Below are 23,234 nucleotides of genomic sequence, written 5' to 3' on the forward strand. Positions count from 1 at the left end.
AGAAAACGTTTTCAGAATACGTGAAAACGATTTCATGGTACATTTCGGTGCATTCCAAAGTCAAACGAAATATTCTGGTGCGACCGGATTTGTCATATTCGCCACACATGGCCACAAAAAGGGGCAATTCATGAAAGCGTTTCATAACGTGTTGATCGTCGGCGGCGGCACCGCCGGCTGGCTCACCGCCTGCTACCTGGCACGCACCCTCGGCACGGCCGGAGCGGGCGCGGCCGGCGTGAGCATCACCCTGGTCGAGTCGCCCGAGATCGGCATCATCGGCGTGGGCGAAGGCACCTTCCCCTCGATCCGCTCGACCCTGGCGGCGATCGGCATCGACGAAGCGCGCTTCGTGCGCGAATGCCAGGCCACCTTCAAGCAGGGCGTGCGCTTCAACCACTGGGTGCGCCCGGCCGGCGCGCCCGGCGCCGACCACTACTTCCATCCCTTCAGCCAGCCGAGCCAGCGCCAAGGCGGACCCGAATTGCTGCCGCACTGGCTGCAGGGCACCGCTGGCGCCGGCATCCCCTTCGCCGAAGCGGCGACCATGCAAAAACGCGTGGCCGATGCCGCGCACGGGCCCAAACGCCTGGCCGACGCCGACTATGCGGGGCCGATGAATTACGCCTACCACTTCGACGCCGGGCGCTTCGCGGCCCTTCTGGCCGAGCATGGGCGCTCGCTCGGCGTGCGCCACGTGCAGGCCACCGTGGAACGGGTCGAACTCGACGCCGGCGGTGCGATCGCCTGCGTGCACACGCGCGAGCACGGCGCGCTTGGCGCGGACCTGTTCGTGGACTGCACCGGTTTCAGGGCGGCGCTGATCGGCGACGCGCTCGGCTCACCGTTTCGCAAGATGGACGACGTGCTGTTCGTCGACCGCGCGCTGGCCATGCAGGTGCCCTACCCCTCGCCCGATACGCCGATCCCCTCGTACACCATCTCCACCGCGCACGAAGCCGGGTGGACCTGGGACATCGGCCTGCAGCAGCGGCGCGGGATCGGCTACGTGTATTCGAGCCGCCACACGACCGATGAACGCGCCGAAGAGGTGCTGCGCCAGTACATTGGCGCGGGCGCGGACGGACTCACGCCGCGCCAGCTGAAACTCAACATCGGCTACCGCGACGTGCAGTGGGTGAAAAACTGCGTGGCGGTCGGCCTGTCGGGCGGGTTTCTGGAGCCGCTCGAATCGTCCGGCATCGGCCTGATCGAAACGGCGGCCTACCTGATCGGCCACCTGTTCCCGTTCAACGGCGACACGGCGCCGGTGGCGGCCCAGTTCAACCGCCTGATGCGCGAACGCTACGAGCGCGTGGTGGACTTCATCAAGCTGCACTACTGCCTCTCCCAGCGCACCGATTCGGCCTTCTGGACCGACAACACCGACCCGCGTTCGATTCCCGCTTCGCTGCGCGACAAGCTGGCCATGTGGCGCTGCCGGCCGCCGCACCGGCTCGACTTCGTGGCCGACGTCGAGATGTATCCGACATCGAGCTGGCAGTACGTGCTGTACGGGATGGAGTTCGCCACCGGCCTGCATGCGAGCGCCTGCCAGCCGGCGCGGCGCGACGAGGCGGCCGCCGAATTTGCCATGATCGCCAAACTGGCCGGGCATGCGCTGGCCGACCTGCCGCCGCACCGCGCGCTGGTCGAGCACTTGTGCCAACGACGATGAGAAACAAGCAATGATCAATAACGACAACAGTCCCGTGACCCTGCACCAGGTGGCGCATGCCGCCGGCGTTTCGCCAGCCACCGCGTCGCGCTTCATGAACGGCACCGCCAGGGTGTCGGACGCCAAGCGGCGCAGCATCGAAGAAGCCATCGAACGCCTGAACTACAAGCCGAACCTGGTGGCGCAGGGCCTGAAAATGGGCAGCACCCGCACCATCGGCGTGCTGACGCAGTCGCTGGTGAGCGGTTACTTCAACGACGCCATGGTCGGCATCGAAGATGCGGTCAAGGCGGCCGGCTATGCGCTCCTGATCATGAGCGGGCACTGGCACGCGACCGAGGAAGCCGAGCGGGTCGAACTGCTGATCGGGCGGCGCGTGGACGGCGTGGTGATCCTGACCGGGAACATGAGCGACACCCAGATTCTCGATTTTTCGCAGCGCGTGCCGATCGTGGCGTTCGGGCGCAAGCTCGAAGGAGAGCGCGTATTCGGTTTCGTCCTCGACAATTACGGCGCGGCCTGCGAAGCCATGGAACTGCTGATCGAGCAGGGCCACCGGCGCATCGCGTTCATCCGCGGTTCCGACGACCAGGAAGATGCGCACGCGCGCCTGGCCGGCTACCGCGACACCCTGGCGCGGCACCGCATCGAGCCCGATCCGGGACTGATCGTGGCGGGCGACTTCCAGGAGTCCGGCGGGCTGCAGGCGGTCAACCAGCTGCTCACGTCGGGGGCGCGCTTTTCCGCCATTTTCGCGGCCAATGACTTGAGTGCGTATGGCGCGCGCCTGGCGCTGTACCGGCGCAGCATCCGCGTGCCGGAAGACGTGTCGATCATCGGCTTCGACGACTTGCATAGTTCGATGTACACCACCCCGCCCCTGACCACAGTGCGCCAGCCGCTGTACGACGTCGGTTCGTGCATCGGGACCATGATGCTGGGGATGATCGGGCATCAACAGGTGAAGGTGCCGTTGCCGGCACTGAGCCTGGTGGTAAGGGAGTCCGTCAGGCGGCTGACTTAGGTGGTATCGCCCCGTAGCGGCCATTCCCAAAAATTCTCGATAGCGGACAGTCGCGTCCTTGTGTGCGCAGCTGCTTCAATGAGATTGAATGGCAATGCCAACCACGTCACATGAAGGGCATAAGAATACGTAAGCGATTCCCATGTCGGCACCAAACATGATTCGGTTCGTACTAACGAACTGTGCAAGGAAATGCATCGTATTTTCGCATGACGGACAAACCGGCGTGTTATCGGCTTGAATCCAATTAGCCCGTCCTCCAACCCGACTAATCGTCTGATGTTTTTTTGGGTCAATAGGAACAAGCTTCAATGGACGATGAAGAAACTTTTCCGATTCAGTCATGCCTCCTTCTTCAGGATAGCGAAGCACTACCGGCACGTCGGATGCATAACTGATGCAAGTTAAGCTTGATGTCTCAGGCAATGCACAGCTAAAGCAGCATGCAACCTCAATTTTTTCATGTTTCCAACGTACCTCAGAAAACTCTGGAGATTGCGCGTCAAACAAGGCAATTTGGCCAAAAATCTCATCGCAGTTTGGGCAGGAAATTGGAGTGGCTGTCGTCCCACCGAAGATGTGAGGCTGTATTTCAGCCTTGGCAGCGCCGATCTTCATGGCGAACTGTTGCGCCAAAACAGGGGGGCGCGGTGTGCGATTGGTCTTTGCGAATATATTGGCGAGACTTTCAATTCGCTCATTGACAACTTCCATATCCGTGGTTTGATTTCGAAAGCGCAGCTGACCTGGACCAATAATCAGCCATTCAAATTTTCCGACTTTCAGCTTTTCCAGCCCTTTTCGAATCTCTTCATTTCTAAAGAAATTTTTTGAGTCTTCGTTTGATACGCTAGGAATATAGGCAGGGAATGATTCACTAAAAACTTCACCGAATGCGTCGAGCCCATAGTATTCCGAAGGATGCGTGGCGTTATCGCGGCCTTCAAGATTAAGTGAAACCATAAAATCACCGGCACGGAAATTCTGCACCCAAAGATCAAAACCTCCATCGAATACCATAAAACGGCATTGCATATTCCTGTACGTAGCTCTTACCTCATACTCTGCATGGGTGTACGCGACACCTTGCGCTCTAGTGCGTCCTCCAAATAGCTTGGCCAATCCTTTTGCAAACGCCTTGGCAGCCTCTGCCATTTTTTCTTGATCGACCTTGTATTGGGCATGTCCTCCGATGAAATTTCTAACTAAGCCAGATGCACTATCATTCTCAAGATAGTGACGCGCTGAAATATCCCATGCATCATGATTAATTCCATCTCGACGCGAAAGCGATGCCCCTTTCTGTGCAAGCAACGTCACAATCTCATGATGATGAAAACGAGCGGCCCACATTAACGCCGTCCAACCTGTTTGATCACGATAATCAATATCCGTTACTCCTGCCAAGGCCGTCACTACTGCTGCCTTGCTTCCTGATTTAGCGGCAGAGATTAGCTGTTCATTTCGACCATGGTCCAAGGAGGGAGCAGTATTATTCATTGTTTTCTTGGAAGGAATTTCGTGTTAAAAGCATGCCAACTCGGTTTTTAGCACCATTGATAGGGAACGTTAATTGGCGGAGGACTGAGTCGCAGAGCCCCTTTAACCTGCAACTGAGCGTTCGCTGTTGAAGAAGCTGACCAACAGCAACTGGCCGGTTCGCGCCGTTATCATAGCCGCGAGGCGCGCTGCCAATGACACACGATTGCATGCGCTTTGTGCCGAAGTTCCTGCGGAAGCACTGCTGTTGTCGAAATTAGTTTCACGAACTCGATTATTTCAGTATCTATTGCCGCTCCCTGCTCAATCCAGCCCACGGCAAGGCTCTGCCAATACCCGGTAGGCGTGTCGGCGGGCCAGCGCAACCCCGCAAGAAGTACATCACGGACAGCGGCATCATCCGCGCGGTACTGCGCAAGCGGCACTTCAAGTCGCACTACTAGAGAACGTTTGTCCATGATAAGTCCTGATAATTTCGTGTACAAATCGAAATGTCCGCATTTGGTCCAGGCCGTGTAAAAACGCAATCCTATCTATGCCGTTGCCGTTGTCGTGCCATCAAGCTATGTTTGGAGGGGTTAACGCGCGTTTTACTGCACCACGGCGTTTTTTGTACAACTTCCACACCGGGCGGCCACCGCAACCGCCAGAAGCGCCGCTGTTAAGCCTCGCAAATGGATAAATGCCTTGATGGCCTTCATCATATCCGCGACGCCGATGATAGCGATCAGTCGTCTAAGATTGTACGCGAGGACGTGCAGGCTCATCTCGGTCTTCACGCGCTCGATCCCCTTGGTCAGGAAATGCGTCGCACCCATCCAGGCTTTGATGGTGCCGTACGGGTGTTCAACGGTGCAGCGGCGAGTTCGCATTGCATCCGGCGCTTGCTCGAGACGTGCCTGCATGTCCTGATGTTCCCAACGAGTGACGCGCCGTTGCGGGCTCGGAGTGCACTTTGCTTTAAGCGAACAGCCCTTGCAGTTCGAGCTCCAATACCGATGATTCGTCATTTCTTTCTCGATCGTAGCAAAGCGCCAGATGAGTGATTGACCTGCCGGGCAACGGTATTCATTTTTCTGCGGGTCATAAACAAAGTCGGCTTTATCGAAACGTCCGTCGGCTTTGGCATTTGATGTCTTCGTTGCGGGCACCAGAGTGGAGATACCAGCTTCGTGGCACGCAAGTATTTCCTTACCGTTGAAGTAGCCTCGGTCGGCGAGCGCGATGAGTTCGGTCGTGCCGATCGCCGTGCGCGCTTTCTTGGCCATTGCGGACAACTGGTCGCGGCCGCTGCCGCTGTTGGTCACCTCGTGCTCGACGATCAAATGGTGCTTTGCATCGACGGCGGTTTGCACGTTGTAACCGACGATGCCGCTGCCGCGTGTCATCATGGATCGGGCGTCGGGATCCGTAAGCGAAATCTGTGTTTCGCCAGTCTCTACAAGCTTCGCTTCAATTTCTTTGAGTGAGGCCATCTGCAATTTCAATGCCTCGATTTTTTCTTCCAGCCGCACTCGCTTCGTCTTTGCTGCAACCGGTTCCTGCCGGTCGGCGCTATCGAGCTCGGCCATGTAACGACCAATGTTCGCCTCGATCTCGTCCATCCTTCGCTTGAGCTTGGCGTCGGTGAAATTGCGATCGCTGCTGTTGACGGCCTTGAATTTGCTGCCACCGATGGCGACGACGGCATCCGAAAAGAGGTCGAGCTGCTGACAAAGAACCACGAACTGACGGCACACATTACGGATCGGTTTGCCGTTGTCCTTTCTAAAGTTGGCAATCGTCTTGAAGTCGGGCTTTAGACGGCCCGTCAACCACATCAACTCAACGTTACGCTGCGCTTCACGTTCGAGGCGCCGGCTTGATTGAATGCGATTGAGGTAGCCATAAATGTACAGCTTGAGAAGTACTGCTGGATGATAGGCAGGCCGACCCGTCGCTGCCGGCCGCACACGCTCGAATCCGAGCGCAGCAAGATCCAGCTGGTCGACGAACACATCAACAATCCGGACCTGGTTATCGTCGTCGACATAGTCGTCCAGGAACTCGGGAAGCATGGTGGACTGGCCGCGGGCTGCACCGTCGATAAATCGCTTCATTTGGCACCCCAAGTAATGAGATACTGAATCAACGTTTACCGGTCAGGTTTCGTTTACAGCGATCTACGTTTTTACACGGTCTGGGCCGAAACGGACCGTAGCAATGGCTCAGTGTACGATGTTGTTGCCACGCCATTAGCCAACATCATGGCCTGGCCTTCCGGTTCATGGCGCGAACCTGGACCGTCGAGTTCCTCGGGATAGGTGATTTTGCCGGCATCGTGCACTGCCACCCCCAGCTCGATCAGGCTGGCGTCGAAGCGGACCTCCAGGCCGGTGTAGGCATTCATGAGTTCATCGGCGGCTTCGCCGACCAGTTGCAGGTGACGCAGCAGCCGCTCGTTTGCGCCGAGAGCGCGGAGCAAGGCATCGGCATCGGAACGGTCAAGCAACATGGGTCTATCCTGCGCTATATATATATCGGCTCACGGATGCATGGGATGTCCCGCGCTGCCAATCTGCGGGATCCGACAATCAGCCGGCTCACTCACCATCCGATCAATGCAAAGAAACTGCGCCGCAAATTCACGTCGCCAGAAAACAACCGGTCGACGGCTTAGCGCCAGGTTTGCCGGAAAGCGTGGACGTGGCTCACGATATCTTCCGGCGCGAGGGTCAGCACCCACCGCTCGAACGACAGCGCCGGGTCGTGCGGCGCGTTCAGGAAATTGGCGCGGCACGCGGCCATGAAGTCGCCCAGTTCCCTGCCCTGGTAGCCGGTGTGCGCGGCGACCAGCGTGCCGTTCCAGACCAGTTTGGCGCGCTTGTGGGTTTCATGCTCGTCGATGGCCGCCAGGTAGTGCGGGCGCGCCTCGGTGAAGATGTCGTTGAAGATGCGCTGTTCCCAGTCGGCCCGTTCGGCATCGCGCTCGGGCGAGCTTCTGCCGCCATCCCAGGCTGACCAGGTATAGCGGTCGAGTTCCGGTTTGTCTTCGATCCATGTCAAGAACGCGGTGTACGACGGGCGCTTGGCGTCGCGCACGCGGCTGGCGGCGTTGCGGTTGTCGAGCAGGTAAATCTGGCGATGGAAATACGGGGTCGAGGCGGCGAAGCGGAACACGTCGTCGAGCGTCTCGTAGCCGGCCAGATAGCGCGCGTGGTCGTAGCCGAGCAGGGCGAACGTTTTGGCGACGTCGCGCGTGATGAGGATCTCGGCGAACACCTGGTCGTTGTCGCGCAGGAGTTTCCACAGGCCGTCATGGCCGTACTTGAGGCCCATCTTGTGGGCGATCCGGCCCATCAGGTTACCCAGGTCGTTGAAGGCGTAGTACGACGCGGCGAATTCCATTTCTTCGGCCGGGGTGGTGATCAGGTCGATCTGCATCGAGCGGAAATCGAAGGAGACCACGTCGCCATTGACGATCAGGTCCTGCGGCGCGAAGGCGGCTTTGACCTTGTCGATCCAGTCGGCTGGCAGGTGGGTCGATTCGATCAGGATGTCGCTGTCGCCGAAGGTTTCCTTTTGGCCGTAGGCGAGGATCGGCTGGCAGCGAATCGCGGGGAACAGCGCGCGCAGCTTGTCGATCGTGGTGGCGGTGATGGCGGCGTAATCGGCGGCCGACTGGCGGGTGACGCCGACGTGTTTCATGGCGTTTCCACCCATGGCAGACTCCTTATGTGCGGATTTTCGACAGCAGCTTGGTGGTCGAGCGGTCGTGTTCGAAATCGATGGCGATGGCCTGGCCGCCGTAGGCCAGCACGGCCTGGCCTTCGGGAATGGCCTGCATGTCGTAGTCGCCGCCCTTGGCGTAGATGTCCGGCCGCGCTTCGAGGACCACTTCGAGCGCGGTGTCTTCGTCGAAGTCGACGACCAGGCTGACCGATTCGAGCGCGGCCAGCACGGCCATGCGGTCACCGGCGGTGTTGAGCGGACGGTCGTCGCCCTTGCCGAGGCGTTTGACCGAGGCGTCGGTGTTGGCCGCGACCACCAGCGAGGCGCCCAGGGCGCGCGCTTGCGCGAGGTAGGTCACGTGGCCGCGGTGCAGGATGTCGAACACGCCATTGGTCAGCACTACCGGTTTGGGCAGGGCGGCGACGCGGGCGGCAAGGTCGGTGCGGGTGCAGATTTTGTTTTCGAAGTCGGGCATGGGAAGGTCGAATTTGATCGGTTCGGAGTGCAGTTTGCGAAGAGCTTCACCACCTCGTCGTTCCTGCCATTGGCAGAAACGACTTCCCGCGCCAAGGCAGCACTCGGCGGGAACGACGGAGGGGTAGCGGTAACGATGAAGAGCTTACTCTGCCTCTTCCTCATCCTCATCGACCGCCATCGACAAATCGTTCGAGCGCGATGCGGTGGCGGTGCCGGGTTCCTTGCGGTCGCCGCGCAGTTTGATCTGCAGGCGCAGGCCGTTGGCCGAGTCGGCGTTGCGGATCGCTTCGTCGTAGCCGATCTGCCCGCGGTTGTACAACTCGTACAGCGCCTGGTCGAAGGTGCACATGCCCAGCTCGCGCGACTTGTGCATGATCTCCTTGATCGACTGGAAATTCCCCTTCAGGATCATCTCGCTGATCGTGGCCGTATTGAGCAAGATCTCGATCGCCGCCTTGCGCCCCTTGCCGTCTTCCGTGCGCACCAGCCGCTGCGAGACGATCGCGCGCAGGTTCGACGACAGGTCCATCAGCAACTGGTTGCGCCGCTCTTCCGGGAAGAAGTTGATGATCCGGTCCATGGTCTGGTTCGAGTTATTCGCGTGCAGGGTGCCCAGGCACAGATGGCCCGTCTCGGCGAACGCGATCGCGTGCTCCATCGTCTCGGTATCGCGGATCTCGCCGATCAGGATCACGTCCGGCGCCTGGCGCAGGGTGTTTTTCAGCGCCGCGTGCCACGAATGGGTGTCCACCCCCACTTCGCGGTGGGTGATCAGGCAGCTCTTGTTCCTGTGGACGTACTCGACCGGGTCTTCCACCGTGATGATGTGCCCCGCCGAATTGGCATTGCGGTAATCGATCATCGCCGCCAGGGTGGTCGACTTGCCCGAGCCCGTGCCGCCTACCACCAGCACCAGGCCGCGCTTGGTCATCACGACCTCTTTCAGCACTTCCGGCAGGTCGAGTTTCTCGAAATTCGGGATTTCGGACGCGATTGTCCGCACCACCATCGCCACGCACTGCTGCTGCACGTAGACATTGACGCGGAAACGACACACATTCGGCAAAGAAATTGCAAAATTACATTCCATTTCCTTCTCGAACTCATTGCGTTGCTTGTCGTTCATTAACGACAGGGCCAGCGCACGCGTGACTTCGCCGGTGAGCTTTTGCTGGCTCATCGGTTTCATGGAGCCCTGAAACTTCATGCTCGGAGGAAAATCGGCCGAGATGAACAGGTCGGAGCCGCCCTGATGGTGCATCACGGTCAGTAATTTATGGATGTAGGCCTGCGCTTCCAGAGGGCCAAAAGTGGTGGACATGCTCGCCTTTCAAATGGTCGGCAGGGCGAAAATCCGCCTGCGGCACAATTATATCGACTGCATTCCGGTAGAATATAATTTCTTTGCTGACGCATAAGCAACTTCGTGTCACGACAGTCGCGCCGCGCCTGTCTTCTTCCTGCCCGCACCCTTATGACCCTGACTGAACTGAAATATATCGTTGCCGTCGCGCGTGCGAGACATTTCGGACACGCCGCCGAAGCGTGTTACGTCGCCCAACCCACGTTGTCGGTCGCTATCAAAAAGCTCGAAGACGAGCTCGGCGTGGTGCTGTTCGAGCGCGGGGGCGCGGAAATTTCCGTCACCCCGCTCGGGGCGCAGATCATCGCGCAGGCCGAACGCGTGCTGGAACAGACGGCCGCCATCAAGGAACTCGCCAAGCAGAACAAGGACCCGCTGGCCGGGCCCCTGCGCCTGGGCGTGATCTACACCATCGGCCCGTACCTGCTGCCGCCGCTGGTGAAGAACATCATCGAGCGGGTGCCGCAGATGCCGCTGATCTTGCAGGAAAACTTCACCGTGCGCCTGCTCGAACTGCTGCGCCAGGGCGAACTGGACGCGGCCATCATGGCGCTGCCGCTGCCGGACCATGGCATGTCGATGCAAACCCTGTACGACGAACCGTTCGTCGTGGCCGTGCCGCAAAACCATCCGTGGGCCAAGCGCAGCGCTATCTCGGCCCAGGATTTGAAATCCGAAACGATGTTGTTATTAGGCAACGGTCACTGTTTCCGCGACCAGGTGCTGGAAGTGTGTCCGGAAATGGCGCGCTTCTCGTCGCCGGGCAACGGCATGCAGCGTACCTTTGAAGGCTCGTCGCTGGAAACGATCCGCCACATGGTAGCCAGCGGCATCGGCCTGACCGTGCTGCCGCGCGCCTCGGTGCCCGACATGCAGTCGCGCAGCAGCATGCTGGCCTTCGTGCCGTTCGAGGCGCCGGTGCCCGAGCGCCGCGTGGTCATCGTCTGGCGCAAGAGTTTCACCCGCCGCGCCGCGATCGAAGCGGTGTGCGAGGCGGTTGCCGCCTGCGACCTGCCGGGCGTCGACATGTTCGTGCCCGACCGGAATATGCAACCCGAGGCATCATGATCGGCACGCCTGGGCCGGCCAGGCCCGGGTCCGGGAGCGCCTCCTCGGCGCACTCTTGGCCATCGCCAGCATGCCTGCGGCAGGCTTGGCAAGGTCGCGCCCCAACCCCACGCGGCGGGAAAACGAGGTCCGCCCCGGACCGTTCGATTGCGTCCATTGAAAATATGTTCCGATAGCAAAAACGCTACAATCGTATTTACCTAAGCGACACATATCGCGTCTGGCGCCACCTTCCCGGATCTGCCGCGGAGCTCGCTTTTTCGACAGGACTGGATGCCCACATGTTTGCGACCAAACTACTCAGCCTGAAAGATACCGCGGCGACCGTCGCCAGCGAGATCGCTCCTTTCGCTTCCGCGGTCGACAGCGAGGCCGCCTGGCCTGCCCGTTCGATGGCCGCGCTGTCGAAGGCCGGGCTGATGGGGCTGCAAGTGCCTGAACAACTCGGCGGCCATGGCCAGGGCCTTCTCGCGCTGGCGGTGCTGACCGAAACGCTGGGCAAGGCCTGCCCGTCGTCCGCGCTGTGCTTCGGCATGCATTGCGTGGGGACGGCAGTGATCGCCGCCAAGGCGACATCCTACCAATCCGAGAATTACCTGAGCAAGATTGCGCGCGGGGAGCATATCACCACCCTGGCCCTGTCCGAAAGCGGGACCGGCGCCAATTTCTATCTTTCCGAAACGCTGATCACCCTCGCCGGAGGCCAGTTCCTGGTCAATGGAACCAAGCAGTTCGTCACCAACGGCGGGCGCGCCGACTCGTACGTGATCTCGGCACTGAGTCCGGATTCCGGCGAAATTGGCGACTTGAGCTGCCTGATCGTCGACAGCGACGCTGCCGGGGTCGAATGGCTCGAACCTTGGCACGGCTTCGGCATGCGCGGAAACTCTTCACGCGGCATGCGCCTCACCGATGCGCGTGTACCGCTCACCAATCTGTTGGGCGATACTGGCGACCAGATCTGGTACGTGTTTGAAGTCATCGCGCCCTACTTTCTCATGGCAATGGCGGGCAGTTACCTCGGCATCGCGCAATCCGCACTCGAGGCCGTTGGCGAGCATCTGCGCACGCGGCGCTACAACCATACCGGCGAATCGTTGCGCCACATAGAGCAGTTGCAGATGAAGTACGCCGACCTGTGGAGGTCCATCGAAAAGACACGGCAGCTGCTGTACGCAGCCGGAGAGCGCGGCGACCGCGGCGACCCGGACGCGCTCCCGTTCATCTTGTCCTGCAAGGCCGATGCCGCCGAGACCGCCGTGGCGGTCACCAATGAAGCGATGACGATGTGCGGCGGGATCGCCTACCGCGAGAACAGCCGGGTGAGCCAGATGCTGCGCGATGCACGCGCCGGGCATGTGATGTCTCCCACGACCGATATGCTGAAAATCTGGACCGGGCGCTCTTTGCTGGGCTTGCCGCTACTGTAAGCGCGCCGTGAACTATAAACTCATCTTTCTCGTCGTCCCGGACCCGCACGCGGACATCGATGGCGCGCTCGCGCAGCCGCTCAAGGAGCAGCAACTCGACGCGGTTCTGGCTGCGCCGGCCAACGCCGTCGAGTCCATCCAGGAACTGATCGGCCAGGGCCGCGAACCGTCTGTCGTTCTGGTCGGGCCGGGCATAGGCAATGCCGCCTCGGTCGCCCGGCAGATCCGCACTGTCTGGCCGGTCGGACAAATTCTCTTCGTACCTGCCGGGGAACAGTTCGAGGCGGTGCAAACCGAATTGCGGTATGTGCCCATGCTCGGTCCGAACTGGTCCCTGGTGGCGCTGGGCGATCCGCGCCTGGGCGAGAAGTTGATGCGCGCAGTGCAGGCAAGCCGCCAGCGTTCGCGCCTGCGGACCACCCTGGACCGCGCCAACGTCCGTCTGGCGGAACCCAAACCGGTCGATAGCGTCGCCTATCGCCAATCGGTGATTTCGGAGCATTACCTGGCCAGTTTGCTGCAGCACTCGTCGGATGCGATTTTCTCGCTGGGCCCGCACGATAACGTCCTGTATTGGAGCACGGGGGCGGAGCGGCTGTTCCAGTGCCGCCCGCGGCACAATCAGCAGGCTGCCGAGCTGCCGTTCTGGTCAGCCATGCTCGATGCGCTACTGGCGCGTATCCATGCCGGCGCATCGCCATTGACAGCGAAAATGAGCACCGTCATCGATGCGCAAACGCTGCACCTGGAAGTGTCGCTGGCGCGGGTGCAGGATGAACACCACACGTTTATCGGTACCTCGATCTCGGCGCGCGATGTCTCCGACGTCGTGCGCGCCATCGAAACGGAACGCGCGGGGCGCCACAATGCCGAGCGCCTCGGGCGCCTCAAGGACGAGTTCCTTGCCCTGCTCTCGCATGAGCTGCGCACGCCGCTCAGTGCTGTCATCGGTCGGACTCAACTCCTGCGCATACAGCACCGCGACGCGCCCGACCTGCAGTACTCGCTGGATATTATCGAACGCAATGCCAAACTGCAGGCCAAGCTGATCGAGGATCTGCTGGATGTGTCCGCGATCGTCACCGGCAAGCTCACCCTGGAGCTGCACGACATCGCGGTGGTCGACCTGCTGCGCGCGGCCACCGATTCGGTGCAGGCGATGACCGGCGCCAGGCAGCTCAAGCTGGTGACGCAATATGCAGTCGGCGCGGTGACGATCGCGGGCGACGTGCACCGGCTCCAGCAGGTGCTCTACAATATCCTGAGTAATGCAATCAAGTTCACGCCGGAAGGAGGCACGGTTCACGTGCGCGCGTCCCTCGTCCCGCACAGCCTCGTGCAGATCGTCATCGAAGACACCGGGTGCGGCATCGCTGCCGAATTCCTGCCGTATGTGTTCGACAAATTCGGCCAGGAAGACGCCTCGAGCACGCGCCGCTTTGGCGGCCTGGGAATCGGCCTGTCGATTGCGAAACAGCTCGCCGAACTGCATGCAGGAACCATTGCGGTGACCAGTCCGGGGCGCGGCCTCGGCACCAGCTTTACGCTGCGCTTTCCTGTTGCCTGCGCGGGAGACGGCACAGGGCCTGCCCGCCAGCACCCGGCGTTGCCGGCGGCGCAGTCGCGCATGCTTGCACAGCGCCGCATTCTCCTCGTGGAAGACGCCGCCGATACGCGCGAGCTGGTTAAGGACGTGCTCAGCGCACATGGCGCGCACGTGCTCACGGCAGCATCGGCGCTCATTGCGCTCGATTTGCTCGGGAGCGAGGCGCTCGACATGGTCGTTAGCGATATCGGCATGCCGCAGATGGATGGCTACCAGCTGATCGGCGAGATACGCCGGCGCGGCTTTGCGGGCGACACGCTGCCGGCGGTCGCCCTGACCGCCTTCGCCGGCCCCCTCGATCGCCAGAGGGCGTTCGATGCCGGTTTTCAGGCCCATGTGGCAAAGCCATATATCGTGACGGAACTGGTGGCCACGCTGACAGCGCTTCTGGCGCGCCAGGACCAGCCGGTTCGCTGAGCGAGGGTGCGCGTGGCTTGCCTGTGCAACGCGGCGTTCACGCCTCCATCCAAACACAGTAAAATCCAAGGCTCGCCCACGACAGTCGCGCCAGCGACCCAACCATGAACAAGTTGTCGCTGTACTTCCGCCTGGTCCGGCTGGACAAGCCGATCGGCATCCTGCTGCTGCTCTGGCCCACGCTGATCGCCCTCTGGATTGCCGCCCGCGGCAGGCCCGACCCCGCCGTCGTTGTCATCTTCACCCTCGGCACCGTCCTGATGCGTTCGGCCGGCTGCGCCATCAACGATTACGCCGACCGCGACATCGACAAGCACGTCAAGCGCACCGCCGAACGTCCCCTCACGAGCGGGCGCATCAAGAGCTGGGAAGCGCTGGCCGTCGCCGCCACCCTGGCCATCATTTCCTTCCTGCTGATCCTGCCGCTCAACACCCTGACCAAGCAGCTCTCCGTGGCCGCGGTCATCATCGCCGGCAGCTATCCCTACTTCAAGCGCTTTTTCGCCATTCCCCAGGCCTACCTGGGCATTGCCTTCGGCTTCGGCATCCCGATGGGTTTTGCCGCCGTGCAGGACCGGGTGCCGGCCGTGGCCTGGTGGCTGCTGGTGGCCAATGTGTTCTGGGCCGTGGCCTACGACACCGAATACGCCATGGTCGACCGCGACGATGACCTCAAGATCGGCATCCGCACTTCGGCCATCACCTTCGGCCGCTTCGACGTGGCCGCCGTCATGCTGTGCTACGGCGCCGCGCTGGCCATCATCCTCGTGTGCGGCTGGCTCGAAGGCTTGCGCGGCTGGTTCGTCGGCGGCGTCGCCGTGGCCGCCGCGGTGGCGCTTTATCACTACACTTTGATCCGTGGACGCGAACGCATGGCTTGTTTTGCCGCTTTTCGCCACAACAATTGGTTGGGTGCGGCCCTTTTTGCCGGTGTGGCGTTAGACTACGCTTTCAGCTGATGTTGTTCCGATAACACAGAAAGTCAATGTTGCTAACGTGCAAGATCGACATCGACGCGTACGGTACACTGGGCTTTCCTATAAATTCACTTACGAGGTAACAAACATGATCGAATCCATCCCAACCAAACCAGGCGCGCGCGACCAGTTGATGAACGACCTGAAATCCGTGATCCAGGATGCCGAACAGTGGCTGCGCCACGGCAGCCAGCTGACCGGCGACGAACTGCAGGCGGCCAAGGCCAAGTTCGAGCGCACCCTGACGAGCGCCAAGGCGGACCTGATTCGCCTGGAAGAAGCGGTGGTCCATAAAACCAAGGTCGCGGCCAAGGCGACTGACGAGTACGTGCAAGAAAACCCGTGGAAAGCGGTCGGGATCGGTGCTGCAGCCGGCTGCATCATCGGCATGCTCATTTCGCGCAGGTAAGGCGCATGGCGATCGCCGAATCGGTGGGGCGGATCGGGGCGACTCTGGTCGCCATGGTGCAAACGCGGCTGGAACTGGCCGCCGTCGAGGTGCAGGAGGAGCTGCAACGCTTTCTTGGGTATGTCGTGCTTGCGCTGGCGTCGCTGATCCTGTTCGGCATCGCCGCCTTGCTGGTGGTGCTGCTGGTGGTCGTCATTTTCTGGGACAGCTACCGGCTCGAAGCCATTGGCGCCATGGCGGCGCTGTTCGGCGTCGCCGGCGGCCTGATTGCGATGCAGGTCAAGCGCAGTTTCGACGCGCGGCCGCGTCTGCTGGGAGCGACCGTGGCTGAACTGAACAAGGACGTCAATTTCATCAGGAATGCGGGGCACGCCGATGAGTAACGATAAGCTGTCGCTGGCCGAACGGCGCGAGGCGCTGATTGTGCAGTGTTCGATGCAGCGGCGCGATGCGGCGCGCGAGATTGGCGCGCTGATGACCCCCTTGAGTCATCCGACAGGCGGGATCGGCAAACTGTTCGGCGGCGGCGGAATGAAGCTGCCGCTGGGGATTATCGGGACGGTGGCTGGATTGGTCATGGCCAAATCGGGCAAGGTGCTGCCGATGCTGACCATGGGTCTGTCGCTGATCAAGGCTGCGCGCAGTGTGATGGGGCTGGTGCGTAAAAAACATACCTGAAATCGAGGATAGCTCAGTAGTTCTTTGCAGACTAAAACAAAACCATCTCAGCAATAAGGGATGGATGGGCCTGATCGAACTCACGTGGCCGTCTGCGCTGCGCCAGTCACAGCAGTTGGCATTCTCGCCAAGCTAGCCGATAGTAGCCCGGCGCACTAACGCCTCGCGAAAATCCCGCAGCTTGCGCAATTCCAGCGCTTCCACGATCGGGGCCTTGGTTTCCTCCAGGGTTGGAATCATGGCGGGACGGATGTCCTCGAGCTGGATGAGGTGGTAGCCGTATTGCGTCCTGACGGGATGCGGCGTCATTTCGCCCTTGCGCAGCGCAACCAGCGCCTGCGCGAACTCGGCCACAAGACTTACAGGACTCGTCCAACCGAGCTGGCCGCCCTTGGTGGCGGACACATCCTTCGAATGGGCTCGCGCCAAGTCCGCAAACTGGGCGCCGCCGCGGATGCTAGCGAGCAGCGCCGTGGCATCGGACTCGCTGGGGACCAAGATATGGCGCACCTGGTATTCGGTATCTCCCTTGCGCGTCTTCATGCGCACATATTCAGCCTGGATCTCGGCGTCCGTAACGGGATTCTGGCGCACGTACTCGCCCAGCATGGCGTTTACGATGATCAACTCGGTGGCGTTGTCCAAGGCGAATTGGATTTTCGTGCGCATGGCGAATCGATCATCCACGTCTGACGGCACCAGCGCAGATGCACTGCCAGCCATGTCGGCCTTGATTCGCTCGAAGTCGGCCCGGACATCGGTTTCCTTAGTCGGATGATTCTTGATAGTCTCGGCCAGGATGTTCGTACTGATGCGCTGCGCGATCTGGTCCAAGCGGGCCAAGATGTCCGGGCGTCGTGCAAATCCTTGTTTGTCAGCTTCTTGGCGCAGCACTTCGGTGGCGATCAGGGTTAACTTGATCGATTCCCGTAATTGAGCAGTATCGGCGGGGGCTCCTTCGGCAAGGGCTTGTGCGAGCTTCAGGTCGGCCTTAGTCTGGGTGATCGGCTTGCCGTTGACAGCGGCGACATGCTGCGCCGACGCCGAGACATGTATTGCGAAAACAAGTGCAGCCACGACCAGAACAGATTTCGGCATAGGTGGGACATCCTTTCATTAAAACTTTAATAGCGAAGACCTTACGCCCGTAGTGCGTGCGTTTCCTCAATTAACTATCATTCAAATTCTCGTCGTGTTCGTCAGCGGCGGCCGGCATCGGACAACCCTTAACGAAAGCCGAAGTTCCTGCGGGCGATTGTACCGTACAGGTACACCTATGTGAGGCTGTCCTACCGAGACGTTTTTTCCGTTTCACATGAGTTCATACGATGCATTCGAGACACCATCGCCACATGGTCTAGACCCTAACGAGACGATACCCATGCTGGCGGTATTTGCACTAAGCGTGAGCATGCAGCCGCCGGACGCGAGCTGACGCCGTCGATTGCAAGTCTGCAGATACCGTGAGCACGTACACCCGTTCGTTTGCAGTCAATTCGAGCCGAAAATGGCGTTAAATGCGAGCACGTCCGTTTTCAAACGCAAGCCGCTACAACTAGTGCCCCATCACAAGATAGTGATGATAGAAGTAGAGCTCGCGAAGAAGAAACGGCGCACGAGTCGAAAAGCTTCGATACCGTGTGGTTGGAGTTGCGGACGTGACAGCCTCGATACCAAGATCATTAGCCATTTTCTTGGCTCTTCGGAGATGGAGCGGGTCACTGACGATAATGGCACTGCGAAGACCGCTTTGACGCATGATGCCGAGGGCCTCGCCAAGATTTTGGTGCGTCGTGTGTGACCGGGTTTCCGTGTAAATGTCGGACAAGGGGACGCCGGCCTGGGCAGCGTACTTGGAAGCAACGGTACTTTCGGCAATATGGGCTCCCGGACCAGCTCCTCCAGTAAAGATGAGTTTGCGGACAAGGCCGCGTCGATAAAGGTCGAGGGCATGCCGGATACGTTCTTCAAACACCGGTGAAGGCTTTGACCCATATGCGGCAGCGCCAAGAACGATTGCACAATCCGACCGGGCTGGAAGATCGCGGTCCTTGAATGAAGCGATTGCATACACGCACCAGCATATCCAAAGACTAGCCAGCGCAAGCAACAAAAGTTTCGGTTTAATGAAGCGGCTTTGCATGCAATTACCGTGAAGTGGGCATCAATCTTGACGCTACAAAGGATAACCCCATGACGCGAAGACCCGGCATTCTCAACCTTGACGAAGCAAGAGTTGTATCGGATCAGGGCTAACACCAAGGGTATAAACTAGTGCGTCGTTCCGGCGCCAAGCCGCGGGAAGTCGTTTCAGGCAGTGCCAGAAACGACGGCCACTCAACCCGCCCCCAACTCATCCCCCAACTCCCTGCCGCGCGCCGCGGCCGCCTTGATCGCGGCAACTACCTTCTCCTTCACGCCACTGTCCTCCATGCTGCTCAAGGCCGCATAGGTCGTGCCGCCCTTCGACGTCACGCGCTCCCTGAGCACCGACACCGCCTCATCGGACTGCGCCGCCAGCTGCGCCGCCCCGGTGAACGTGGCCAGCGCCAGCTGCTTGCCCTGCTGCGCCGACAAGCCCATCTCCTCGGCCGCCTGCTGCATCGCCTCGATAAAGTAAAACACATACGCCGGCCCGCTGCCCGACACCGCCGTCACCGGATCGATCATATCCTCGCCATCGAGCCACACGGTCTGGCCCACGGCCTTCATGATGCCGTCCGCCGCCGCCTTCTGCGCTTCGCTCACGCCCGCCGTGGCCACTATGCCGGTGATGCCAAGCCCGATCAGCGCCGGGGTATTCGGCATGGTCCGCACAATCGCGCCATAACCACCGAGCCAGCGCGACAAATCCGCCGCCCGGATGCCCGCCGCAATCGATAAAATCAATGGCGCCCCGGTCAACTGCGGCAGCAGCGCCGCCGCCACCTCGCGCATCTGCTGCGGTTTGACCGCCAGCACGATCGCATCGCACCCAGCCAGCGCGCCATCGATCGCACCGCTGGTGCTCACGCCATGCTGCGCCTTGAGCCGCGCCAGCGCATCGGCATTCGGATCGACCACGTGAATATCCGCACCCGCGGCCAGCTTGCCGGCCAGGCCGGCGATCAGCGCCGACGCCATGTTTCCACCACCGATAAACGCAATCTTCATAGCCACCCTTATTAGTCCGCTCTTCGTTGATGTTGTTACTCGTATTGCCGCGATCCGAAAATCGCGCTGCCGACCCGCACAATGGTCGCGCCTTCCGCAATCGCCGCGCCCAGGTCGGCCGACATGCCCATCGACAGCGTATCGAGCGCCAGTCCGTCCGCGCGCAGCCGGTCGTACAGCACCCGCAACTGGCGAAAGGCGGCGCGCTGCCGGTCGACCTGCGCCTGCGCTTCCGGGATCGCCATCAGCCCGCGCAGGCGCAAGTGTGGCAGTTGCGCCACTGCGCGTGCCAATTCCGGCAATGCTTCCGGTGTGACACCACTCTTGCTAGCCTCACCACTGATGTTAACCTGCAGACAAACATTCAGGGGCCCCAGTTCGGGCGGGCGTTGTTCCGATAAGCGCTGCGCTATCTTGAGCCGTTCGACGGTATGCACCCATGCGAAGCTGGCCGCGATCGGGCGCGTCTTGTTGCTCTGTATAGGGCCGATGAAGTGCCATTCCATCGGCGAAGCAGGCAGCGCGTGCGAAACCGCGGCAATTTTATCCAATGCTTCTTGCAAGTAATTCTCTCCGAACGCATACTGCCCGGCGGCAGCGGCTTCAAGTACAGCCTCGGCAGGAAAAGTCTTGGAAACGGCGAGCAATTGCACGTCGTTCCGGGAGCGGCCTGCGGCGTCGGCCGCAGCAACAATACTCGCATCGACAGCTTGCAAGTTCTGGACGATTGTGGACATAATCATTTTCGGCGGGCAATTCAATGCAGGTCGGTCGTTGCGAAATGCGCACACCATCGGCACGCGCCCATTCACGGCACAGGGATTATAAATGGACATCTCCGAATTACTCGCATTCTCCGTCAAGAACAAGGCATCCGATTTGCACCTCTCATCCGGCTTGCCGCCGATGATACGCGTGCACGGCGACGTTCGCCGCATCAATCTGCCGCCGCTGGAGCACAAGGATGTGCACGGCATGATCTATGACATCATGAATGACGGCCAGCGCAAGCAGTACGAAGAAATGCTCGAATGCGATTTCTCGTTTGCGATTCCGGGCCTGGCGCGCTTCCGCGTCAACGCCTTCAATCAGGAGCGCGGCGCGTCGGCGGTACTGCGGACCATTCCTTCAAAAATCCTGAGCCTGGAAGACTTGAATGCCCCGCGCATTTTCGCCGAACTGGCAATGCGTCCGCGCGGCCTGGTGCTGGTCACCGGCCCGACCGGTTCGGGCAAGTCGACGACCCTGGCGGCGATGGTCAACCACCTCAACGAAAACGAGTATGGCCACATCCTGACCATCGAAGACCCGATCGAATTCGTGCACGACTCGAAGAAGTGCCTGATCAACCAGCGCGAAGTCGGCCCGCACACGCTCTCGTTCAATAACGCACTGCGCTCGGCGCTGCGCGAAGACCCGGACTGCATCCTGGTGGGCGAGCTGCGCGACCTGGAAACCATCCGCCTGGCCCTGTCGGCCGCGGAAACGGGCCACCTTGTCTTCGGCACGCTGCACACCTCCTCGGCCGCGAAAACCATCGACCGTATCGTCGACGTGTTCCCGTCCGAAGAAAAAGAGATGGTCCGCGCGATGTTGTCCGAATCGCTGCAGGCCGTCGTTTCGCAGACGCTGCTCAAGACCAAGGACGGCTCCGGCCGTATCGCCGCGCACGAAATCATGATCGGCACGCCGGCGATCCGCAACCTGATTCGCGAAGCGAAGATCGCGCAGATGTACTCCGCGATCCAGACCGGCAGCTCGGTCGGCATGCAGACGCTGGACCAGAACCTGACCGATCTGGTTCGCCGCAACGTCATTTCCGGCGCTGCTGCGCGTTCGGCCGCCAAAACGCCGGAAAACTTCCCCGGCTAATTTTTAGGACACATTAATGGAACGCGACCAGGCCTCAAAATTCATGTTCGACCTTCTGCGTCTGATGACCAGCAAGGGCGGCTCCGACCTGTTCATCACGGCCGGTTTTCCGCCGGCGATCAAGATCGACGGCAAGATCACCCCGGTGTCGGCCCAGCCGCTCACGCCGTCGCACACCGCCGACCTGGCGCGTGCGATCATGAACGACAAGCAGACCGCCGGCTTCGAGCTGACCAAGGAATCGAACTTCGCGATCAGCCCGGGCGACCTGGGACGGTTCCGGGTGTCGGCCTTTATCCAGATGAGTTCTGTCGGCATGGTGCTGCGTACCATCACCACCGCCATTCCGCGCCTGGACGATCTGGGCCTGCCGGAAATCCTGAAAGAGATCGTGATGACCAAGCGTGGCCTGGTGATCATGGTCGGCGCAACCGGTTCGGGTAAATCGACGACGCTGGCGGCCATGGTCGGGCACCGCAACGAAAACAGCTATGGACATATCATCACGATCGAAGACCCGGTCGAATACGTTCACCCGCACAAGAACTGCGTGATCACGCAACGCGAAGTGGGCGTCGATACCGAGTCGTTTGAAGTCGCGCTGAAAAACTCGCTGCGCCAGGCGCCGGACGTGATCCAGATCGGCGAGATCCGCGACCGCGAAACGATGGAACACGCGATCGCCTTCGCCGAAACCGGTCACCTGTGCATGGCCACCCTGCACGCCAACAGCGCCAACCAGGCGCTCGACCGCATCATCAACTTCTTCCCCGAAGAGCGCCGCCAGCAGCTGCTGATGGACTTGTCGCTGAACTTGAAGGGCATGGTGTCGCAGCGACTGATTCCGATGAAGGAAGCCAAGGGCCGCTGCGTGGCGATCGAAATCATGCTCAACTCCCCGCTCATTTCGGACCTGATCTTCAAGGGCGATGTGCACGAGATCAAGGAGATCATGAAAAAGTCGCGCGAACTGGGCATGCAGACTTTCGACCAGGCGCTGTTCGACCTGCACGAATTGGACAAGATCACCTACGAAGACGCGTTGCGCAACGCCGACTCGGTCAATGACCTGCGCCTGAACATCAAGTTGAACGGCAAGGAAGCCAAGAACCGCGACCTCTCGCACGGCACCGAGCATCTGGGCATCGTGTGACGGGCGCACTCGATTTCAAGGCGGCTGATATTTCGGGCACGCCGGTGGACCTGGCCATGTACAAGGGCCAGGTTGTGCTGGTCGTGAACACGGCCAGCGCCTGCGGCTACACGCCGCAGTACAAGGGCCTTGAAGTCGTGTACCAGCAGTTCAGGAACAAGGGCGTGGCGGTGCTCGGTTTTCCGTGCAATCAGTTCGGCGGACAGGAACCGGGCAGCGAAAGCGAGATCGGCGCGTTCTGCGAGAAGAACTACGGCGTCACGTTTCCGCTGTTTGCCAAGATCGATGTCAATGGCGAAAACGCGCATCCGCTGTTCCAGCACTTGAAGAAAGCGGCGCCCGGTTTGCTGGGCACCGAGCGGATCAAGTGGAACTTCACCAAGTTCCTGATCAGGAAAGACGGCAGCGTGTACAAGCGCTACGCAACAATGACCAAGCCGGAAGAGCTGGTCGGGGATATCGAAAAGCTGCTGGCTGAATAGGCACAGCTTTTCCCAGTCCTCGCCTGCTCGCCACCTCCGTCGCACGCCGACAACCTCCCTCGCATGCCTGCCACCGCCGTCGTTCCTGCCATTGGCGGAAACAACGGCCGCCTTCTGCATTCACAAACCAAATAACCTTCATCAAATAATGTGCTTACATCATTCAAGCCGTGAATGACGAACATTCTAATTTGAAATTGGAGTTATATGTTGCGATGCCGCATAATGTGTACATA

22 protein-coding genes and 1 pseudogene are annotated in these 23,234 nt (G+C 60.4%); 12 read left to right on the forward strand and 11 right to left on the reverse strand.

All coding sequences use genetic code 11. From position 1 onward, the window contains the following. The first annotated feature begins 130 nt into the window (after positions 1-130). Positions 131-1,678, forward strand: a complete 1,548-nt coding sequence (locus tag RBA41_RS10285; protein WP_306623547.1) for a tryptophan halogenase family protein — start codon at positions 131-133, stop codon at positions 1,676-1,678. 10 nt (positions 1,679-1,688) lie between these two features. After that, a complete protein-coding gene (locus tag RBA41_RS10290) occupies positions 1,689-2,702 on the forward strand; it encodes a LacI family DNA-binding transcriptional regulator (protein WP_306623549.1) in 1,014 nt (337 codons plus the stop codon). 75 nt (positions 2,703-2,777) lie between these two features. On the opposite strand, the gene RBA41_RS10295 is transcribed toward RBA41_RS10290, so the two are convergent. The 7 genes and pseudogenes from RBA41_RS10295 to RBA41_RS10325 form a co-directional block, all read right to left on the reverse strand. Beyond that, positions 2,778-4,202, reverse strand: a complete 1,425-nt coding sequence (locus tag RBA41_RS10295; protein ID WP_306623551.1) for an ankyrin repeat domain-containing protein — start codon at positions 4,200-4,202, stop codon at positions 2,778-2,780. A gap of 170 nt (positions 4,203-4,372) precedes the next feature. Next, the gene (locus RBA41_RS10300) at positions 4,373-4,660 is read right to left on the reverse strand and encodes a hypothetical protein (protein WP_306623553.1); all 288 of its coding nucleotides are present in this window, start codon (positions 4,658-4,660) and stop codon (positions 4,373-4,375) included. 225 nt (positions 4,661-4,885) lie between these two features. After that, positions 4,886-6,301: pseudogene (locus tag RBA41_RS10305) on the reverse strand (IS1182 family transposase); the annotation flags it as partial. Positions 6,302-6,372: 71 nt separating this feature from the next. Beyond that, on the reverse strand, positions 6,373-6,696 hold the full coding sequence (locus RBA41_RS10310) for an HD domain-containing protein (protein WP_306623555.1): 324 nt from the start codon (positions 6,694-6,696) through the stop codon (positions 6,373-6,375). A gap of 161 nt (positions 6,697-6,857) precedes the next feature. After that, positions 6,858-7,889 carry a nucleotidyltransferase family protein gene (locus tag RBA41_RS10315; RefSeq protein ID WP_306623557.1) on the reverse strand — a complete coding sequence of 344 codons (1,032 nt, stop codon included), beginning with the start codon at positions 7,887-7,889 and terminating at the stop codon, positions 6,858-6,860. Between the two features lie 25 nt (positions 7,890-7,914). Further along, positions 7,915-8,388 (reverse strand): D-glycero-beta-D-manno-heptose 1-phosphate adenylyltransferase, encoded by a 474-nt coding sequence (gene rfaE2, locus RBA41_RS10320; protein ID WP_306623559.1) that lies wholly within the window; start codon positions 8,386-8,388, stop codon positions 7,915-7,917. A gap of 144 nt (positions 8,389-8,532) precedes the next feature. Further along, a complete protein-coding gene (locus tag RBA41_RS10325; protein WP_306623561.1) occupies positions 8,533-9,711 on the reverse strand; it encodes a PilT/PilU family type 4a pilus ATPase in 1,179 nt (392 codons plus the stop codon). 153 nt (positions 9,712-9,864) lie between these two features. Here RBA41_RS10325 and RBA41_RS10330 point away from each other — a divergent pair, with 153 nt between their 5' ends. The 7 genes from RBA41_RS10330 to RBA41_RS10360 all read left to right on the forward strand — a co-directional run bounded on the left by RBA41_RS10330 (position 9,865) and on the right by RBA41_RS10360 (position 16,338). Then, entirely contained in the window at positions 9,865-10,821 is a 957-nt protein-coding gene (locus RBA41_RS10330; RefSeq protein WP_306623563.1) for a hydrogen peroxide-inducible genes activator, read from the forward strand. 281 nt (positions 10,822-11,102) lie between these two features. Beyond that, positions 11,103-12,251 (forward strand): acyl-CoA dehydrogenase family protein, encoded by a 1,149-nt coding sequence (locus RBA41_RS10335; protein ID WP_306623565.1) that lies wholly within the window; start codon positions 11,103-11,105, stop codon positions 12,249-12,251. 7 nt (positions 12,252-12,258) lie between these two features. Next, complete coding sequence (locus RBA41_RS10340) at positions 12,259-14,274, forward strand: hybrid sensor histidine kinase/response regulator (protein ID WP_306623567.1); 2,016 nt, start codon at positions 12,259-12,261, stop codon at positions 14,272-14,274. Between the two features lie 104 nt (positions 14,275-14,378). Then, a complete protein-coding gene (gene ubiA / locus RBA41_RS10345) occupies positions 14,379-15,233 on the forward strand; it encodes a 4-hydroxybenzoate octaprenyltransferase (RefSeq protein WP_306623569.1) in 855 nt (284 codons plus the stop codon). Positions 15,234-15,339: 106 nt separating this feature from the next. Continuing rightward, positions 15,340-15,660 (forward strand): ElaB/YgaM/YqjD family protein, encoded by a 321-nt coding sequence (locus RBA41_RS10350; RefSeq protein WP_306623571.1) that lies wholly within the window; start codon positions 15,340-15,342, stop codon positions 15,658-15,660. Between the two features lie 5 nt (positions 15,661-15,665). Further along, on the forward strand, positions 15,666-16,043 hold the full coding sequence (locus tag RBA41_RS10355) for a phage holin family protein (protein ID WP_306623573.1): 378 nt from the start codon (positions 15,666-15,668) through the stop codon (positions 16,041-16,043). Continuing rightward, positions 16,036-16,338 carry a hypothetical protein gene (locus tag RBA41_RS10360; RefSeq protein WP_306623574.1) on the forward strand — a complete coding sequence of 101 codons (303 nt, stop codon included), beginning with the start codon at positions 16,036-16,038 and terminating at the stop codon, positions 16,336-16,338. Before RBA41_RS10355 ends, RBA41_RS10360 begins: the two co-directional genes overlap by 8 nt. Positions 16,339-16,470: 132 nt before the next feature. Here RBA41_RS10360 and RBA41_RS10365 read toward each other — a convergent pair whose 3' ends face one another. From RBA41_RS10365 to RBA41_RS10380, 4 genes are all read right to left on the reverse strand, one after another. Further along, positions 16,471-17,436 (reverse strand): peptidylprolyl isomerase, encoded by a 966-nt coding sequence (locus RBA41_RS10365; protein WP_306623575.1) that lies wholly within the window; start codon positions 17,434-17,436, stop codon positions 16,471-16,473. A gap of 457 nt (positions 17,437-17,893) precedes the next feature. Then, positions 17,894-18,481: a YdcF family protein gene (locus RBA41_RS10370; RefSeq protein ID WP_306623578.1), complete on the reverse strand. Its 588-nt coding sequence runs from the start codon at positions 18,479-18,481 to the stop codon at positions 17,894-17,896. A 194-nt stretch (positions 18,482-18,675) separates the two neighbouring features. Further along, positions 18,676-19,491, reverse strand: coding sequence for a pyrroline-5-carboxylate reductase (gene proC / locus RBA41_RS10375; protein ID WP_306623580.1), 816 nt, complete (start codon positions 19,489-19,491; stop codon positions 18,676-18,678). 35 nt (positions 19,492-19,526) lie between these two features. Continuing rightward, the gene (locus tag RBA41_RS10380) at positions 19,527-20,228 is read right to left on the reverse strand and encodes a YggS family pyridoxal phosphate-dependent enzyme (RefSeq protein WP_306623583.1); all 702 of its coding nucleotides are present in this window, start codon (positions 20,226-20,228) and stop codon (positions 19,527-19,529) included. 91 nt (positions 20,229-20,319) lie between these two features. On the opposite strand from RBA41_RS10380, the gene RBA41_RS10385 reads away from it, so the two are divergent. The 3 genes from RBA41_RS10385 to RBA41_RS10395 are packed head-to-tail and all read left to right on the forward strand — an operon-like array spanning position 20,320 to position 22,998. Continuing rightward, positions 20,320-21,363, forward strand: a complete 1,044-nt coding sequence (locus tag RBA41_RS10385) for a type IV pilus twitching motility protein PilT (RefSeq protein ID WP_099874375.1) — start codon at positions 20,320-20,322, stop codon at positions 21,361-21,363. A gap of 16 nt (positions 21,364-21,379) precedes the next feature. Beyond that, positions 21,380-22,516 carry a PilT/PilU family type 4a pilus ATPase gene (locus RBA41_RS10390; protein ID WP_306623585.1) on the forward strand — a complete coding sequence of 379 codons (1,137 nt, stop codon included), beginning with the start codon at positions 21,380-21,382 and terminating at the stop codon, positions 22,514-22,516. Beyond that, positions 22,513-22,998 (forward strand): glutathione peroxidase, encoded by a 486-nt coding sequence (locus RBA41_RS10395; RefSeq protein WP_306623587.1) that lies wholly within the window; start codon positions 22,513-22,515, stop codon positions 22,996-22,998. The genes RBA41_RS10390 and RBA41_RS10395 overlap by 4 nt, the downstream gene beginning before the upstream one ends. Positions 22,999-23,234 lie beyond the last annotated feature (236 nt).

Origin of the sequence: Massilia scottii, assembly GCF_030846495.1 — a bacterium.
Taxonomy (GTDB): domain Bacteria; phylum Pseudomonadota; class Gammaproteobacteria; order Burkholderiales; family Burkholderiaceae_D; genus Telluria_A; species Telluria_A violaceinigra.

What these genes read in the sequence shown, in the direction of transcription:
- RBA41_RS10285 (WP_306623547.1), top strand. Translation starts at nt 131, where the DNA reads ATGAAAGCGTTTCATAACGTGTTGATCGTCGGCGGCGGCACCGCCGGC.
- RBA41_RS10290 (WP_306623549.1), top strand. Translation starts at nt 1,689, where the DNA reads ATGATCAATAACGACAACAGTCCCGTGACCCTGCACCAGGTGGCGCAT.
- RBA41_RS10295 (WP_306623551.1), bottom strand. Translation starts at nt 4,202, where the DNA reads ATGAATAATACTGCTCCCTCCTTGGACCATGGTCGAAATGAACAGCTA.
- RBA41_RS10300 (WP_306623553.1), bottom strand. Translation starts at nt 4,660, where the DNA reads ATGGACAAACGTTCTCTAGTAGTGCGACTTGAAGTGCCGCTTGCGCAG.
- RBA41_RS10310 (WP_306623555.1), bottom strand. Translation starts at nt 6,696, where the DNA reads ATGTTGCTTGACCGTTCCGATGCCGATGCCTTGCTCCGCGCTCTCGGC.
- RBA41_RS10315 (WP_306623557.1), bottom strand. Translation starts at nt 7,889, where the DNA reads ATGAAACACGTCGGCGTCACCCGCCAGTCGGCCGCCGATTACGCCGCC.
- rfaE2 (WP_306623559.1), bottom strand. Translation starts at nt 8,388, where the DNA reads ATGCCCGACTTCGAAAACAAAATCTGCACCCGCACCGACCTTGCCGCC.
- RBA41_RS10325 (WP_306623561.1), bottom strand. Translation starts at nt 9,711, where the DNA reads ATGTCCACCACTTTTGGCCCTCTGGAAGCGCAGGCCTACATCCATAAA.
- RBA41_RS10330 (WP_306623563.1), top strand. Translation starts at nt 9,865, where the DNA reads ATGACCCTGACTGAACTGAAATATATCGTTGCCGTCGCGCGTGCGAGA.
- RBA41_RS10335 (WP_306623565.1), top strand. Translation starts at nt 11,103, where the DNA reads ATGTTTGCGACCAAACTACTCAGCCTGAAAGATACCGCGGCGACCGTC.
- ubiA (WP_306623569.1), top strand. Translation starts at nt 14,379, where the DNA reads ATGAACAAGTTGTCGCTGTACTTCCGCCTGGTCCGGCTGGACAAGCCG.
- RBA41_RS10350 (WP_306623571.1), top strand. Translation starts at nt 15,340, where the DNA reads ATGATCGAATCCATCCCAACCAAACCAGGCGCGCGCGACCAGTTGATG.
- RBA41_RS10355 (WP_306623573.1), top strand. Translation starts at nt 15,666, where the DNA reads ATGGCGATCGCCGAATCGGTGGGGCGGATCGGGGCGACTCTGGTCGCC.
- RBA41_RS10360 (WP_306623574.1), top strand. Translation starts at nt 16,036, where the DNA reads ATGAGTAACGATAAGCTGTCGCTGGCCGAACGGCGCGAGGCGCTGATT.
- RBA41_RS10365 (WP_306623575.1), bottom strand. Translation starts at nt 17,436, where the DNA reads ATGCCGAAATCTGTTCTGGTCGTGGCTGCACTTGTTTTCGCAATACAT.
- RBA41_RS10370 (WP_306623578.1), bottom strand. Translation starts at nt 18,481, where the DNA reads ATGCAAAGCCGCTTCATTAAACCGAAACTTTTGTTGCTTGCGCTGGCT.
- proC (WP_306623580.1), bottom strand. Translation starts at nt 19,491, where the DNA reads ATGAAGATTGCGTTTATCGGTGGTGGAAACATGGCGTCGGCGCTGATC.
- RBA41_RS10380 (WP_306623583.1), bottom strand. Translation starts at nt 20,228, where the DNA reads ATGTCCACAATCGTCCAGAACTTGCAAGCTGTCGATGCGAGTATTGTT.
- RBA41_RS10385 (WP_099874375.1), top strand. Translation starts at nt 20,320, where the DNA reads ATGGACATCTCCGAATTACTCGCATTCTCCGTCAAGAACAAGGCATCC.
- RBA41_RS10390 (WP_306623585.1), top strand. Translation starts at nt 21,380, where the DNA reads ATGGAACGCGACCAGGCCTCAAAATTCATGTTCGACCTTCTGCGTCTG.